The sequence below is a fragment of the Kitasatospora sp. CM 4170 genome, assembly GCF_032110285.1.
Taxonomy (GTDB): domain Bacteria; phylum Actinomycetota; class Actinomycetes; order Streptomycetales; family Streptomycetaceae; genus Kitasatospora; species Kitasatospora aburaviensis.
This window is the reverse complement of record NZ_CP134877.1, coordinates 1258309-1273676: the sequence shown is the minus strand read 5'-3', so window position 1 is coordinate 1273676 and position 15368 is coordinate 1258309. Positions and strand designations below refer to the sequence as shown.

At 74.2% G+C, this 15368-nt stretch carries 12 protein-coding genes and 1 pseudogene; 6 read left to right on the top strand and 7 right to left on the bottom strand.

Going from position 1 to position 15368, the window contains the following annotated elements:
- Positions 1 to 296: 296 nt before the first annotated feature.
- Positions 297 to 809, bottom strand: coding sequence for a copper chaperone PCu(A)C (locus tag RMN57_RS05440; RefSeq protein ID WP_313762222.1), 513 nt, complete (start codon positions 807 to 809; stop codon positions 297 to 299).
- A complete protein-coding gene (locus RMN57_RS05435) occupies positions 806 to 3160 on the bottom strand; it encodes a heavy metal translocating P-type ATPase (protein ID WP_345327560.1) in 2355 nt (784 codons plus the stop codon). Before RMN57_RS05435 ends, RMN57_RS05440 begins: the two co-directional genes overlap by 4 nt.
- Positions 3161 to 3553: 393 nt before the next feature.
- On the opposite strand from RMN57_RS05435, the gene RMN57_RS05430 reads away from it, so the two are divergent.
- On the top strand, positions 3554 to 3826 hold the full coding sequence (locus RMN57_RS05430) for a hypothetical protein (protein WP_313762221.1): 273 nt from the start codon (positions 3554 to 3556) through the stop codon (positions 3824 to 3826).
- A 16-nt stretch (positions 3827 to 3842) separates the two neighbouring features.
- Here RMN57_RS05430 and RMN57_RS05425 read toward each other — a convergent pair.
- Both RMN57_RS05425 and RMN57_RS05420 read right to left on the bottom strand, forming a co-directional pair.
- Positions 3843 to 4121 (bottom strand): annotated as a pseudogene (locus RMN57_RS05425) (hypothetical protein); the annotation flags it as partial.
- A gap of 372 nt (positions 4122 to 4493) precedes the next feature.
- Positions 4494 to 4820, bottom strand: coding sequence for a hypothetical protein (locus RMN57_RS05420; protein WP_313762220.1), 327 nt, complete (start codon positions 4818 to 4820; stop codon positions 4494 to 4496).
- On the opposite strand from RMN57_RS05420, the gene RMN57_RS05415 reads away from it, so the two are divergent.
- Positions 4810 to 5109 (top strand): hypothetical protein, encoded by a 300-nt coding sequence (locus RMN57_RS05415; protein ID WP_313762219.1) that lies wholly within the window; start codon positions 4810 to 4812, stop codon positions 5107 to 5109. The two genes, RMN57_RS05420 and RMN57_RS05415, sit on opposite strands and share 11 nt — an antisense overlap.
- A gap of 73 nt (positions 5110 to 5182) precedes the next feature.
- On the opposite strand, the gene RMN57_RS05410 is transcribed toward RMN57_RS05415, so the two are convergent.
- A complete protein-coding gene (locus tag RMN57_RS05410) occupies positions 5183 to 7552 on the bottom strand; it encodes a lamin tail domain-containing protein (RefSeq protein WP_313762218.1) in 2370 nt (789 codons plus the stop codon).
- Between the two features lie 441 nt (positions 7553 to 7993).
- Here RMN57_RS05410 and RMN57_RS05405 point away from each other — a divergent pair, with 441 nt between their 5' ends.
- On the top strand, positions 7994 to 8884 hold the full coding sequence (locus RMN57_RS05405) for an alpha/beta fold hydrolase (RefSeq protein ID WP_313762217.1): 891 nt from the start codon (positions 7994 to 7996) through the stop codon (positions 8882 to 8884).
- A 112-nt stretch (positions 8885 to 8996) separates the two neighbouring features.
- Here RMN57_RS05405 and RMN57_RS05400 read toward each other — a convergent pair whose 3' ends face one another.
- Both RMN57_RS05400 and RMN57_RS05395 read right to left on the bottom strand, forming a co-directional pair.
- A complete protein-coding gene (locus tag RMN57_RS05400; RefSeq protein ID WP_313762216.1) occupies positions 8997 to 9416 on the bottom strand; it encodes a PPOX class F420-dependent oxidoreductase in 420 nt (139 codons plus the stop codon).
- A 77-nt stretch (positions 9417 to 9493) separates the two neighbouring features.
- Complete coding sequence (locus RMN57_RS05395; protein WP_380236607.1) at positions 9494 to 10867, bottom strand: D-alanyl-D-alanine carboxypeptidase family protein; 1374 nt, start codon at positions 10865 to 10867, stop codon at positions 9494 to 9496.
- Positions 10868 to 11025: 158 nt separating this feature from the next.
- Here RMN57_RS05395 and RMN57_RS05390 point away from each other — a divergent pair, with 158 nt between their 5' ends.
- From RMN57_RS05390 to RMN57_RS05380, 3 genes are all read left to right on the top strand, one after another.
- Positions 11026 to 11238 carry a hypothetical protein gene (locus RMN57_RS05390; RefSeq protein WP_313762215.1) on the top strand — a complete coding sequence of 71 codons (213 nt, stop codon included), beginning with the start codon at positions 11026 to 11028 and terminating at the stop codon, positions 11236 to 11238.
- Positions 11239 to 11564: 326 nt separating this feature from the next.
- Positions 11565 to 12704, top strand: coding sequence for a PP2C family protein-serine/threonine phosphatase (locus tag RMN57_RS05385; RefSeq protein ID WP_380236610.1), 1140 nt, complete (start codon positions 11565 to 11567; stop codon positions 12702 to 12704).
- A 467-nt stretch (positions 12705 to 13171) separates the two neighbouring features.
- Positions 13172 to 15355 carry a M4 family metallopeptidase gene (locus RMN57_RS05380; RefSeq protein ID WP_313762213.1) on the top strand — a complete coding sequence of 728 codons (2184 nt, stop codon included), beginning with the start codon at positions 13172 to 13174 and terminating at the stop codon, positions 15353 to 15355.
- The last annotated feature ends 13 nt before the right edge of the window (positions 15356 to 15368 follow it).

Here is a 15368-nt window from a genome sequence, read left to right as displayed (position 1 = left end):
CACTGCGTGGCGCGCGCTGACCGTCGCGCGCTGACCGTCGCGCACTGCGTGGCGCGCGCTGACCGTCGCGCGCTGACCGTCGCGCACTGCGTGGCGCGCGCTGACCGTCGCGCGCTGACCGTCGCGCACTGCGTGGCGCGCCTCGGGGCGCAGGCCGCGGGCTGCAGGCCACGGGTCCGGAGTGGGAAGTCGGCAGGTCCGACTTCCCACTCCGCGACCGTCACCAGCGCCCGTCACCCCGCCCCGTCACCCGCCTCCGTCGCCGCCGTCTGCCGCTCGCGCGGCGCGCCACCGGGTCAGCCGGTGCGCCGGCCGCCCGGTGGGACCACCTCGGCCCGCACGGTCAGGGCCGGGCTGTGCCGGAAGCGGAGCGTGAACTCCACCCACTGGCCGGCCCGGAGCGGTGGCGGGCCGGCGATCATCAGGTCGGCGTCCTCGGGCGACATCGCCAGCTCGCCGCGCGCCGGTACGGCCAGCCCCGCGACCGGTTCCCACCGGCCGGAGGCACCCTGGTGCAGGTGCCGCTTGAGGGTGACGCGGCCGCCGAGCTCCCAATCGGCACCCACGAGTTCGTCGGGCACGTCGCCGGGGTTGCGGACCGTGAAGAACGCCGTCGCCGCCGATGTCGCCGTCGACCCGCCGGAGGTGGGCAGCAGCACCCAGCCGGGCCCGGCCTCCACCGGGCGCTGCCGTCCGGCCCCGCCGACGGCCGTCCAGCCGGAGAGCAGGGCCAGGGCCACCACGGCCGCCGCCACCGGCGGCCCGACCGCCTTCACCCGCTCCACCGCCCGACCGGCCGGTGCCCTCACCGGGCACCCCCGGAGTTCACGGCACCCCAGGCGCTCCGGCCACCCCGGCCGCCCGAGCCACCCCGTCCGCCCGAACCACCCCGGCCGCCCGGCCGTCCGCCGCCCGAACCGCCACGCGCCGGCTGCCAGGTCCGCAGCCGCAGGCTGTTCCCCACCACCAGCAGCGAACTGAGCGACATCGCCACCGCCGCCAGCATCGGGTTGAGCACCCCGACCGCCGCCAACGGGATCAGCACCACGTTGTAGCCGAAGGCCCACCACAGGTTCGCCCGGATCGTGGCCAGCGTGCGCCGGGCCAGCCGGACGGCGTCCACCACCGCCTCGATGTCGCCGCGCACCAGCGTCAGCCCGGCCGCGCCGATCGCGGCGTCACTGCCCGAGGCCAGTGCCACCCCGAGGTCCGCCGCGGCCAGCGCGACGGCGTCGTTGACGCCGTCGCCGACCACGGCCGTGGTCCGCCCGGCCGCCTTCAGCTCGGCGACCACCTCCGCCTTGCGCTCGGGCGTCGCCGAGCTGTGCACCCTCGTGATGCCCAGCTCGCGGGCGACGGCCTGCGCCGCGCCGGGGCCGTCCCCGGTGAGCAGGACGGCCTCCAGGCCCATCCCGCGCAGCCGGTGGAGCGCCCGCCAGCTGCCGGCGCGCAGCGCGTCGCCCACCGCGAGGACGGCGACCGGACGCTCGTCCAGCTCCGCCACCACCGGCGTCCGCCCGGCCTCCCCGGCCCGGGCCACCGCGGCGGCCAGCCCGGCCGGCAGCGGGCCGGCGGCGTCGTCGGGCCGCACCACCCGGACCAGCCGTCCCTCGACCGTGCCGCTGACCCCGACTCCGGCGGTGGCCGTGAAGCCGGCCACCGCCGGAAGGGGCTCGGAGCCGCACCGGTCCCGGGCCGCCCCCACGACGGCTCTCCCGACGGGGTGCTCCGAACGGTGCTCGACGGCTCCCACCAGCCGCAGCACCTGGTCCTGGTCCACGCCCGGGGCGGTGGTCAGCTCGGCGAGCTCCATCCGCCCGGTGGTCAGCGTGCCGGTCTTGTCCAGCACCACGGTGTCGACCCGGCGCAGGCTCTCCAGCACCTCGGGGCCGCGCACCAGCACGCCCAGCTCCGCGCCGCGGCCGGTCGCGGCCAGCAGGGCGGTCGGCGTGGCCAGGCCGAGCGCGCACGGGCACGCCACCACCAGGACGGCGACCGCCGCCGTCACCGCCGCCTGCGGCTCGGCACCCGCTCCGAGCCAGAAGCCGAGCACGCACACCGCGACCGCCAGCACGCAGGGCACGAACACCCCGGCCACGGCGTCCGCCAGCCGCTGCGCCCGGGCCTTGCCGGCCTGGGCGTCCGCGACCAGCGCGCTGATCCGGGCGAGCTGGGTGTCGGCCCCGACCGCCGTCGCCCGGACCACCAGGGCGCCGCCGACGTTCACCGTCGCCCCGGCGACCCGGTCCCCGGGGCCGACCTCCACCGGCACGCTCTCGCCGGTGAGCAGACTGAGGTCCAGCGCCGAGCCGCCGTCCACCACCACGCCGTCGGTGGCCACCCGCTCGCCCGGCCGGACCACGAACTCCTGCCCCGGCAGCAGCTGGTCTATCGGCAGCAGCCGCTCCCGCCCGGACCCGGGCTCGCGGACGCAGACCTGCTTCGCTCCCAGCTCCGCCAGCGCCCGCAGCGCCGAGCCGCTGCGCCGCCGCACCCGGCCCTCCAGCAGCCGCCCGGCCAGGACGAACAGCGGTACCCCGACGGCCGCCTCCAGGTAGACGTGGGCCGCGCCGCCGCCGTCCGCGGTCAGCGAGAACGGCATCCGCATGCCTATCTCCCCGGCGCCGCCGAACACCAGCGCGTACGCGGACCAGCCGAAGGACGCCACCACTCCGAGGCTGACCAGCGTGTCCATCGTGGCGGCGGCGTGTTTGAGGCCCTGCCAGGCCCGCCGGTGGAAGGCGGCCGAGCCCCAGCTCACCACCGGCACCGCCAGCCCGAAGCAGACCCACTGCCAGGCCGGGAACTGCAGCGTCGGCACCATCGACAGCACCAGGACCGGCACCGCCAGCAGCGCCGTCACCAGCAGCCGCCGGCGTTCGCCGGGCTCCTCCGGCAGGTCCGCCGCGGGCGGCGTGCCGGCGGCCGCGGCGGCCGTGTACCCGGCCCGTTCGACCGCCGCGACCAGCTCGTCGACACCCACGCCGGGCGGGTGCAGGACGCGCGCCCGCCCGGTGGCCAGGTTGACGCCCGCGGTGACGCCCTCGATCCGGGCCAGCCGCTTCTCCACCCGGCTCACGCAGGCCGCGCAGGTCATCCCGCCGACGGCCAGGTCGGTGCTGACCAGCGCGCCGGCCTCCCGGTCCGCGACCGGACTCACCGGCCCGCCCCCATGTCGTGCCCGCTCATCCCGGGCGCGCCCCCGCCACCGCTGCCGGGCGTCAGCCCCGGCGCCACCGGCCCGGCCGCGCGCCCCACGGCGAAGGCCACTCCGAACACCACCACCAACAGCAGGGCGAACCCCGCCAACACACTGAACGGCCGGCCACCCGGCGACATCGCACTCACCCCCCAGCAGTCGGGCGGGCCCACCCGTTGGTTCCCGTACGGCCGACATGGCGCGGATCACACCGCCCGGGGCGGGCCGACCGGCTCAGTACCATCATGAGGATTCGGATGCGGACGCTGAGGGGGCGGCAGTATGGCGGAGGCGGGGATCAGAGGCGCGGGCAGCCGAACGGCGGACACGGTCGGGGCCTGGGTGTTCGGCGCCATGACGGCGGTGATCGACGGGCTCGCACTGGCAGCCCTGCTGCGGGCGGCGTCGGGGGCCCCCGAACGGCACCGGACCAGCATCAACCTGACGCTGGCCCTGCTGGCCGTCGTCCTGTTCGGCTCGCTGCTGGGCGCGGCCCTCGCCGGGAAGCGTTCGACCCCCCAACGCCGCTGGCGCTTCGCCATGACCGGCGCCCTGACCGCCCAACTGCTCATCCCGATGGTCCTGGCCATCGCCTTGATGATCCACCCCCCGACCTTCGTCTGGTGACGGCCCGTACGACGCCCTACCGCTCCGCACCCTTCGGCCACAGCACCTGCACCGGCACCCCGCAGCGCCTCGCGTAGTCGACCACGTCCGCCGTTCCCCCGTAGCCCCACGCGGGCTTCCCGTCCCACACGGCCAGGAGCACTTCGGAGTGGCCCACCAGGACTTCGCTGCCCGCCATGTGCGCGGCCGAGTCCGAGGCGGTCATCCCGGTGCGGTGGACCTCTGCCGCACGGCTCAGCAGCCGGTCATACAGCGGATGGTGGTCGGCGGGGAGCGACTCCCGGTATTCCTCGGCCAATACGGCAAGACCGTCCACGCCGATCTCCGAGCCGTTGATGGACGGCGCAACCCCGTGCGACTCCGGCCGCGGTGACCTCCGCCGGCATCCCGGGTGCACCGGCCCGCGGCGCACGTCTCCGCCTCCGTCTCCTTCGGGAGGGCGAACCTCCTCGGTCAAGACGAAGTAGACCAGCACACGACGCCGGGCCTGCGAGGATCTCGCGGGCCCGGCCCACACGTAGGAGACAGCCCCCGTTCGGGGGTCGGGGGCCCACTCGAACGGGGGAGCAGGGTTCGCGGTGGGGGGTGGTTGTTGCGAAGCATGGGGCGTGCGGGCCGTCGGGCCCGAGGCAGTGGAGTCGGGAGAGGGAACCTCGGTGCGCGAAGTTCAGGGACTGCCGCGTCGGTGCGGCGCGCGGGTACGAGTGGCGGCGTTCGCGGTGGCGTTGGGCGCGGTGGGAGTGCTGGCGGCGTGCAGCAGCTCGTCGACCAACCCGTCGATCGCGACGGCGCCGGCCACGACGCTGACCACGGCGCCCGAGCCGTCGCAGTTCTCGGGGGAGCCGCCGTCCCCGCTGGCCTCGGCCGCGGCTTCGGCGCTGGCGTCGGCTTCGGCCGCGTCCGCGTCCGCGGCGGCTGCGGCGGCCGCGTTCGAGGCGTCGGTGTCGGCGCAGGGCGAGGAGGCGCGGGCCCGGGCGTCGCAGGTGCTCGCCACGCTGGACACCGGCGGGAACGCGCTCGGGGACGTCGTGATCACCGGGGTGCCTCGGGCCCGGACCGGGGGCCTGCACGCGGTCGTGGTGACCATCACGAACACCGGCCTCGACACCGCCTCGTACGCGGTGCAGGTCGACTTCACCGACACCAGTGGCAAGACGGTGGACAGCGCGGTGGTCGGGGCCGAGCGCCTGCCGGCCGGCGAGCAGGCCCAACCGGTCGCGTTCAGCAGGGCCCCCGCGGACCAGACGCTGCTCCCGGTGGTGGTCAAGGCCGTGCGGTTCTGACCCCGGCGACCGGGCAAGGTCAGAACCGCACGGACCCGGAACCGCACGGACCCGGAACCGTACGGGGAGGGCGTTACGGCAGCGGGATGCGGACGATCTGGGGGTCGTGGTCGCTGAGCTGGGTGGCGAACTCGCTGTTGAGGTGGACGATGTCGTAGCCGTACGGCTTCGCCGCCAGGGCCGGGGAGATCAGGATGTGGTCCAGGACCTGGGAGTTGCCCTCGTAGACGTAGGTGTAGCGCTCGGCGAGCGGGAGGGTGCGCGGGAGGTCGACCAGGGAGCCGCCGGCGGTCAGCAGGTCGGCGGTCCGGGAGAACTCGAAGTCGTTGAGGTCGCCGAGGACGATGACCGAGGCGTTCGGGTCCACCGCGAGGATCTGGTCCGTGAAGCCCTTCACCGCCGCGGCCTGGGCGTGCCGCTGGGTCTCGGACGGGCGGGTGGGCTGCTGGTAGCGGCCGAAGAGGGGCTGGTCGCCGCCCTTGGAGTTGAAGTGGTTGGCGATGACGAAGACCGGGCGGCCGTTCCAGCGGAATTCGCCGGCCAGCGGCTTGCGGCTGGCGTTGAAGGCGGAGTTGGCGGGGTCGATCCGGCCGGGGGAGTACGCGAGGGCCGGGGTGCCGCCGTTGTCGACGACCGAGTCGGCGGTGGTGGAGCCGGCGCCGGGGCGGTCGGTGAAGGTCAGTCCGCGGTCGCTGCGGAAGAGGAAGACCTGGCGGATGTTGCCGCCGGGCTGGCCGCCGTCCTGGTCGTTGACCGGGTTGATCTGGCGGTAGGAGTAGGCGGGGCCGCCGGCCGCGGTGATGGCGGCGGTCAGCCTGGCGAGGGTCTGGTCGGCGGCGACGGTGCCGTCGTCGGTCGCGCCGCTGTTGTCCTGGATCTCCTCCAGCGCGACCAGGTCGGGCGAACGGAGGTTGGTGACGATGCCGGCCGCGAGGCCGTCGAACTTGCTCTGCGGGTCGCTCGGCGCCAGGTTCTCCACGTTGAACGTCGCGGTGGCGAGCTCGCCCGCGGCGGGCGCGGCGGTGGTCTCGGGCGCGATGCCGCCGGAGGCGACCGAGGGGGTCGCGGTGACCAGGAGCTTGAAGTTGCCGAAGGAGTAGTCGAGCACGCCGACGGTCGCGCCGCTGAGCGTGTCGCCGACGTCGGCGGTCGGGGTGGGCGCGAGCACGTCGTCGAGGAGCACCCGCTCCGGGTTGCCGTCGGCGGCCTGGAGCAGGATGCCGCCGCGGTTGGTGCGGGTGGTGCTGCCCTGCGGGACGACGGGGATCTCGCCGAACGTGGTGCGCGGGCCGACCACGGCCGCGTTGTCGAGCTCCACCCGCATGCCCTCCAGGGACTCCCAGAGGTCGAGGCCGTCGGTGGCGGGGCGGAAGCCGCCGGCCGTCTCGACGTCGCCCGAGGTGACGGAGGAGATCACCGAGGCCGGGGGCACCCGCCCGCCGGCGCCGACCACCGTCGCTGCCGGCAGCGCGGCGTTGTGGGCGAGGACGGTGACGGTGGGGGAGGTGAGCTCGGTGATGGTGAGGTTGGTCGTCCCGCCGGTGCCGCCGGGGCGGTACTCGGCCACGGTGGCTCCGACCTTCACCGAGTCGCCGACGGCGACGCCGGGGGCGCCGGCCGTGTAGACGTAGACGGCCTCGCTGGTGGCCGGGTCGGTGTCCGGGGCCGGGTCCTGGTACCAGAAGCCGCTCGCGCCGACGGCGGTGACCACGCCGGGCACGGCGCTGACCGACGACCCGGCCAGCGGGGAGGTGCGGGCCGCGCCCTGGATGTCGTGTATTCGGGTGCCCCCGCCCGAACCGCCGCCGCTGTAGGAGGAGTTGCGCGGGGTCGGCGCGCCGGTCGCGAAGTCGGCCGCGTTGTTGTCGGTGTCGGTCGCGCCGCTGCCCGCCCGCAGCGCGGCGGTGGTGTTGGACAGGTTGCCGGTCGGGGAGCCCTCGGCCGAGCTCGCGGAGGAGCCGTAGCCGACGAAGTCCTTCACACCGGGCTGGGTGGCGCAGCCCGAGGCGCAGGTCAGTGCGGTGCCGCTGGTCGCCAGGGCGACCTTGCCGGAGGTGGCGCTCAGGGCGAGGGTTCCGGTGGCGTCCGGGGTCGGCAGCGCCGTGCCCGAGCCGGTCCCGGCGGCCTCCTGGACCAGGTAGTACTTCCCGGGCGCGATGGTCCCGGTCAGGGTGGTCCGTGACCAGGAGGAGCCGCCGGCCGAGGCGTACTGCAGGGTCCAGCCGGTGACGTTCACCGCGGTGGTGCCGCGGTTGTACAGCTCGACGAAGTCGTTGGTGTACGGGGCGCCGGAGTTGCCGCCCCCGCCGTACACCTGGCTGATCACGACGTCCGGCGACACCGCCTGTGCGGTGGCGGCCGGGAGGGCCAGGAGCGCTCCCACCACGGCGGCGGCTGACGCCACCGCCGTCGTGCGGAGCCGGACTCGATCGGTGCGCCGCATGGGCTCTCCTTCTGACGGCCGGACGGGCGGGTGGCCCACCGGTCCTGGAGGTCTGTGGATCTGACGATCTGGCGATCTAGCGAGCTGAGGAGCTGAGGAGCTGAGGAGCTGAGGAGCTGGCGAGCTGACGATCTGACGATCTGGCGAGCTGAGGAGCCCGGGACCCGACCAGTCGGTGGAACTTCGGGCGCTGAGGTTTGTAGCAGCGCCACCCGCTCCGTACCGCGGGCGCCGGCCGACGACAAGACGTACAGCGGGAGAACAGTTCGTCGTCATGTACGCACCAGAACGGTTCGCCCGCGCAGGTGTCCCGCACCGGCGCCGGAGTCGCCGCGCAACCGCCTGCACCGCCGGCCTGCGCAACCGCCCGGCGCAGGAGTCTTGTGGCGCGGGCTACCGGCCGGTAATTCTTGTTGACTCCAGATCTCACAGAGGAGTCGCATGCCCGCCGACGTGACCTTCCCGCTGCCCGCCCCATACGGCCCGGGCGCGGTGACCGCGCGCTACCAGCGGCTCGGTGCCGGCAGTCCGCTCCTCCTGCTGCACGGCATCGGCCACCACTGGCAGGCCTGGGAGCCGGTGCTGCCCGCCCTCGCCGAGCGGCACGAGGTGATCGCCGTGGACCTGCCGGGGTTCGGCGCCTCGCCCGCCCTGCCACCGGGCGTGCCCTACGGGCTGGACACGGTGGTCCCGCTGCTCGGCCGGCTCTGCGCGGCGCTGGGGATCGAGCGCCCGCACGTCGCCGGGAACTCGCTCGGGGGGCTGCTGGCGCTCGGGCTCGGCAAGGCCGGGCTGGCCGCGTCGGTGACGGCGCTGGCCCCGGCCGGCTTCTGGACGGAGGCCGAGCGCCGCTACGCGTACGCCGTCCTCGGCGGGATGCGGGTCGGCGCGCGGCTGCTGCCGCAGCCCGCCGTCGAACGGCTGGCCCGCACCCGGATCGGCCGGGCGGGGCTGGTCTCCACCATCTACGCGCGCCCGGGGCGGCGCGATGCCGCCGCGGCGGCCGCCGAGACCAGGGCGCTGCGGGAGGCGACGGGCTTCGAGCCCACCCTGTCGGCCGGCCGCGGCCTGCGCTTCAGCGGGGACCTCGCCGCGCTGCCGGTCACCGTCGCCTGGGGCTCCCGGGACCGCATCCTGCTGCGGCGTCAGGGCGTCCGCGCGCTGCACGAACTGCCGGACGCCCGGCTGGTGCGGCTGCCCGGCTGCGGGCACGTGCCGATGAGTGACGACCCCGGGCTGGTCTCCCGGGTGATCCTGGAAACCTGCGAGCGCGCCGAGCGCTGGGACGCCCCGGCCGGGCGGGCCGCTGAGCACGGCCCCGCCACGTTCTGACGGGGCCGCCGCGGGTGCGCCGGGCCGGTGCGCCGGCCGGGAGCCGTCGGCGCAGGCTCGGGCCGTCGGCGCAGGCCCGGAGCCGTCCGCGCGGGCGCGCCGCCGGAGGGTGTCAGTCGGTCAGCGTGATCCGGATGCCGACGGTGCCGCGCTCACCGCGCCGCAGCCGGCTGCCGAGCAGGGTGAGCACACCCAGGAAGCCGTACTTCTGCCGCAGCAGCGTCCGGTAGGCGGCGGTCCGCTCGGGCCCGAGGATCTCGGCCGTGGCCGGGTACGGCTCGCCGGTCGGCCGGCCCTTGACGTCGCAGGGCCCGACCATGACGTCGGCGCGGTTGCGGATCCGCTTGACCTTCCAGGAGTCCGCGACCGTCCAGATGCCCAGCGCCTCGCCGTCACGGACCACCCAGACCGGGGTCGGCACGCCGGTGCCGTCCTTCTTGTAGGTGGTCACCAGCAGGTAGCTCCCGGAGGCGAGGCGGACCAGGCGTGCGAGCCGCTCCTGCTGGGCGGGGTCGGGCGTTGCGGCGTTCATGGCGGGAAGTCTAGGGCGTGTCCGGTGCGCCAGTGCGCCGGTGCGCCGGTGCGCCGGTATGCCGGTGCCCTCGGCTGTCACGGCCGGTGCAGCCGCCGGCGGGCCGAGTCGACCGTCCGCCGGACGGCACGGGCCGCGCGGACGGACCTGCGCCGGCGGCGCCCGCCCACGGCGGTCGAGCCGCCGAGCGCCGTGGCGCCCGTCCGGGTGAACGCGAGCGCCACCGGGAGGGCTTCGGCGACCGCCACCGGGAGGGCCTCGACGACCGCCGCCGGGCCGGGGCGCCGGCGGATCAGCGACCGGCCGGCTGCCAGCAGCACCAACGCGCCGCCCAGCGCGACGGCCGTCCAGCCGCCCGGGCCCAGCGCGCGGTCGGCCTGCCGGATCGCGTGCGGCAGCACACCCGGGCCGGGCTCGGCGGACGCGGCTGCGGCCGGATCGGCCAGCTCCTCCGCCAGGTGCCCGACCGGCTCGACCTTGCCGACCGCCGCGAAGCCCCAGTCCAGCAGGCTCGCCGCCTCGTCGTACACCGTGGCCTGCGCCTCCGGGTGCATCACCGTCACCAGCAGCGTGCGGCCGTTGCGTTCGGCCGCCCCGGTGAAGGTGGACCCGGCATTGGTGGTGTAGCCGTTCTTCACCCCGATCAGCCCGGGGTACTTGCCGAGCAGCCGGTCGGTGTTGGCGATGTCGAAGGAGGTCCGCTGCCCGGTCGTCTTGTCGACCCCGCCCGGGAAGCGGGCGGTCCGGGTGGAGCAGTAGGTGCGGAAGTCCTGGTTGCGCAGCCCGGCCCGGGCGAACAGCGTCAGGTCGTACGCCGAGGAGACCTGGCCGTCCATGTCGTAGCCGTCCGGCGAGATCACGTGGGTGTCCCGGGCCTGCAGGGAGACCGCGCGGGCCTGCATCTGGGTCACGGTCTGGGCGAGGCCGCCGTTCATGTGGGCCAGCACGTGGACGGCGTCGTTGCCGGAGCTGAGGAAGACGCCCCGCCAGAGGTCCTCCACCCGGTACGGCAGGTTCTCCTTGATGCCGACCAGGCTGCTGCCCGCGCCCAGGTTGGCCAGCTCGGCCGGCGCCACCCGGTGCTCCAGCGAGCGGTCGAACTTGGGCAGCACGGTGTCCGCGAACAGCATCTTCAGCGTGCTGGCCGGCGGCAGCGCCAGATGGGCGTTCTGCGCCGCCAGCACCTCGCCGGTGGCCGCGTCCGCGACCAGCCAGGAGCGCCCGGTCAGCGCCGGCGGCAGTGCGGGCGCGCCGGCCAGCGGCGCCACCTGGACGGCGGAGCGGCCCAGCCGCTCCCCGCCGACCACGCCGACCGCGTCCTGCGCGGCGGCCGTCGGCGCTCCGGAAACGAGGACCAGCTCGGCGGCTGTCGGCGCTCCGGAGACGAGGACCAGCGCGGCGACGGCCGAGGCCGCCGCGGGCCTCCTGACGTGGTGTGACCTCTGCTGCACACCGCGAACGTACCCGCACGGCAGCCGCCACGCCCCGCCCGCTGCTCCGTCCGGGCGCCGCGGCCGCGGACTGCTGTGGCGGAGCCGCGACTTTGGTCGGGGCGGGCCGAGCCGAAAGTCGGACGCCGGGGCCGAGTCGCGTTCGTAGGGTCCTTCGTATGAAGAATCTGCTCGGCTTCGTCAGCTTCGCCCTCGTCGTCGGCGGCATCAGCGGCCTGCTCTCCGACCACCTCTGGGGCCTGCACGTCTTCGGCTTCGTCAAGTACCTCGTGCCCGACGGTCACCGCACCGCCGGGTACCTCGTCCTGATCGTGCTGGGCGTCGCCCTGGCGGTCGGCACGGACCGGATCGGCCGCCGGCCCCAGGGCTGACCGGCCGCCGGCGGCCCAGGGTGGCCCGCCGGTCGGCGCCGGGCCGGCGGGCGCCGTCGAGGCCGCGCAGGGCGGCCGCAGGCGTTGGTCCGGGAAGTCCGATCGCGGTTCGGTCGCCAGCCGGCCGGCGCGCTCGGTGCCGAACCAGTGCGGGCGCGCCGTCAGCTCCTCGTACGACGACCTGAGCGCGTTACCCCGCGGACCTGCCGGTCGGCCGGCGTGCCGGTGGACCGCATCGGTGCGCGAGGTGCTGAGCCTTCGCCGACACGGCGAAGGCCAGGTCCGAGTGACCGCGGTGTGAGGACGGGAGGCGGTATGCAGGAGGAATGGAATCTCGGTGGCATCTGGATCTGCGGTGGCCGCGACAACGGAGCCGCCCGCTGATCCTCATTCCGCTCGTGCTGGTCGTGGTCATCTCCGTCGTGGACATGCTGGCACCCCCGGAGGTGCACCTCGGGCCGCTCCTGGTCGCCGCCCCCGCGATCACGGCCTCGTTCGCCGGCCCGTGGACGACCGCCGCCGTGGGTGCGGCGGCCGTCCTGGCCCAGGGAATCGTCGCGGCCGTGCGGACCACCCTGGTCGACCTCAACCACGCGGTCCAGATCGTCGCCCTGGCGCTGATCTCCTTGCTCGTGGCCCTCTTCGCCCACCTGCGCGAGCAGCACGAGAAGGAGATGAGGCAGCTGCGTTCGGTGGCCGAGGCGGCTCAGGCAGTGCTCCAGCGGCCCATTCCGGCTCGGATGGGCCCGCTGCGGATCGCGTCGGTCTACCTCGCGGCGGAGGCCGAGGCCCTGATCGGCGGCGACCTGTACGCGGCCGTGCGCACCCGGCACGGAAGCCGGTTCGTGATCGGCGACGTCCGTGGCAAGGGCCTCGAAGCGATCGGCGAGGCGTCCTTGGTGCTCGGCGCCTTCCGGACCGCGGCCTACCGGCAGGTCGACCTGCCCCGCCTGGTCACCCACCTCGAGGGAGCGGTCTTCGGAGGCATGGGGGACACCGGTGACCCGGCGGACGACACCATGGGCGCCGACGGCAGCGAGTCGTTCATCACGGCGGCCGTGCTCGACGTTCCCGACACGGAGCCGGTGATCCACCTGGCGGACTGCGGGCACCCGCCCCCGCTGCTGCTCCGCGGCGGACGAGTCACACCGCTCGACACCAGCCGGCCCGCTCCTCCTCTGGGCCTCAGCGAGTTGGCCGGATCGTCCGGTGTCGAGGTCGAGACCTTCGCCTTCGAGGAGGGCGACATCGCGCTGCTGTACACGGACGGTGTCATCGAGGCGCGGGACGGATCGGGGGCCTTCTATCCGCTCGCCGAGCGGCTGGCCTCGTGGCCGCCCGGCGATCCCCACACTCTCCTGCGCCGACTGTGCGAGGACCTCCTCGCCCACGCGGGCGGGCGGCTGGGCGACGATGCGGCGATGGTCGCCATCAAGCGCGACACCACGGCCGCGGGGGACGGGTAGTCGTCGTGGGCGGTCGTCGGCTTTCGATTCTCACGTCGAGGTTCGCGCCCGCGATGACTTTGACCTCGGCGCGCCTGGCCTTGACCGCCGGTCGAGGGGCGCCCGCCTCTGCCGTTCGCCCCGGCCTCACGGGGCGCGCCTGACCGTGGCAGGCGGTCGGGCCGCGACCCCGACCGGTCCGTCACCTGCGACAACCTGCTCGAACTCCGCGTCGGCCCACCCGTTGAGGTGTGAGATCACCCCTGCTCAGGAGACCTTCGGGTGCGGTGAGATGGATCACACGTTGGCCGTGGTCGGCCGGAGGCCGGTGGACATCGCCAGGTGAAAGCTCCCAGGTTGGGGGCGGTGTTCCCAGGGATCTTCCAGTGTTACGTCCGTTCAGTTGGCCGGCTGATGGAAATCTGTGAACTTCCACAGAATTGGTATGCGTTGACGTGCATTCATATGTCGGAGCACGCTTCGGCGCTATGAAGAGATCCCTTCTCAACGGCTCGCTCACCCTCGCGGTCAGCAGCCTCGTGATAGTCGGCGCGGGCGTCACCGCGTCCGCCGCACCCGCCACCAGCCCCGAGCCCAAGGCCCCCAGCAGCAGGGCCCTGCAGGACGCCGCCGACCAGATCGCCGCCAACCCCCACGCGGTCAGGGCCGGCGCCCAGGACGAGTTCCAGGCCGCCAACGTCCAGGTGGACCCCGACGGCACCCGACACGTCCACTTCAACCGCACCTACCAGGGCCTGCCGGTCCGGGGTGGCGACGTCATCGTCCACTCCACCCCCGGGGGCCGGCTGGACTCCACCACCCTCACCCTGGAAGCGCCGCTCACCCTCTCGGTGACCCCCTCAGTCACCGATCGGCAGGCGATCGCCAAGGGCGTCAAGCTCTTCCGCGGCACCAAGGGCGACACCACGGCCACCCTGAAGGTCGACGCCACCGGGTCCACCCCGAAGCTGGTCTGGGAGGTCACGGTCAACGGCGTCGGCCCCGACCAGTCGCCCAGTCACTTCCACGTCCTGGTGGACGCGCAGACCGGTGACACCGGTGCGAGCTGGGACACCTTCTCGGCGTTCCTGCACGAGCGCGCGCAGCGCAAGACCGCCGCCCCCGCGGCCGCCTCGGCCGCTGCCCAGCCGGGCGCCGCGCTCGCCGCCGCGACCGCCAGTGGCACCGGCAAGGGCTACCAGGTCGGCAACGTCACCGTCAGCACGACCCAGAACTCCACCACCAGCTACACCCTCAAGGACCCCGCCCGGGGCAACGGCGAGACGCGGGACGCGCAGAACAAGACCGTCGCCAACGACTCCCCGCCCGCCGGCTGGGGCGTGGCCCTCAACGACACGGACAACGTCTGGGGCAACAACGCCCTGACCGACCGCGCCACGGTCGCCGTGGACGCCCACTACGGCATCCAGGCCACCTGGGACTTCTACAAGAACGTCCTCGGTCGCAACGGCATCAAGAACGACGGCGTCGGCGCCCGCTCCTTCGTCCACTACGGCACAAACTACGAGAACGCCGGCTGGGACGACGACAGCTTCTCGATGATCTACGGCGACGGCGCGGTCGGCTCCAAGCCGTTCACCGAGATCGACGTCGCGGGCCACGAGATGAGCCACGGCGTCACCGCCGCCACGGCCGGCCTGGTCTACAGCGGCGACGCGGGCGGCCTCAACGAGGCCACGTCCGACATCATGGGCACGATGGTCGAGTTCAACGCCAACAACCCGGTGGACGCACCCGACTACCTCATCGGCGAGAAGATCGACATCAACGGCAACGGCACGCCGCTGCGCTGGATGGACGACCCCAGCAAGGACGGTTCCTCGGCCAAGTGCTGGTCGACCGGCACCGCCGGCCTGGACCCGCACTTCTCCTCGGGAGTCGGCAACCACTTCTTCTACCTGCTCGCCGCCGGCTCCGGCCAGTCGCAGTGGGGCAACAGCCCGACCTGCAACAGCTCCACCGTCACCGGTATAGGCAACGACGCGTCCGCCAAGATCTGGTACCGCGCCCTGTCGACCTACATGACCTCCAACACCAACTACCCGGGTGCCCGCACCGCCACCATCAAGGCCGCCAAGGACCTGTACGGCGCGAGCAGCACCCAGTGCGCCACGGTCGAGAAGGCCTGGAGCGCCGTCTCCGTCGCCCCGACCGCCACCACCTGCGGCGGCTCCACCGAGCCCCCGACTCCGAGCGGCAACCTGCTGCTCAACCCCGGCTTCGAGTCCGGCGCGACCTCCTGGGCCTCGACCTCCGGAGTGGTCACCAAGGACGCGGGCCAGCTGCCGCGCACCGGCTCGTACTACGCCTGGCTGAACGGTTACGGCTCCGCCCACACCGATACGCTCGCGCAGACGGTGACCGTCCCGGCGACCGCCACCGCGCCGAAGCTCTCCTTCTGGATCAAGATCGTCACTGGGGAGACCGGCACCACGGCGTACGACACCCTCAAGGTCCAGGTCGTCGACGGAACCACGGCGACCAACCTGGCCACGTACTCCAACGCGGACGCCACGTCCGGCTACGTCCAGCGCACGCTGGACCTGTCGGCCTTCCAGGGCAAGACCGTCACGATCAAGTTCACCGGCACCGAGGACTCCTCCCTCAAGACCAGCTTCGTGATCGACGACACCGCGGTCACCGCCGGCTGATCCCCGGCACCCG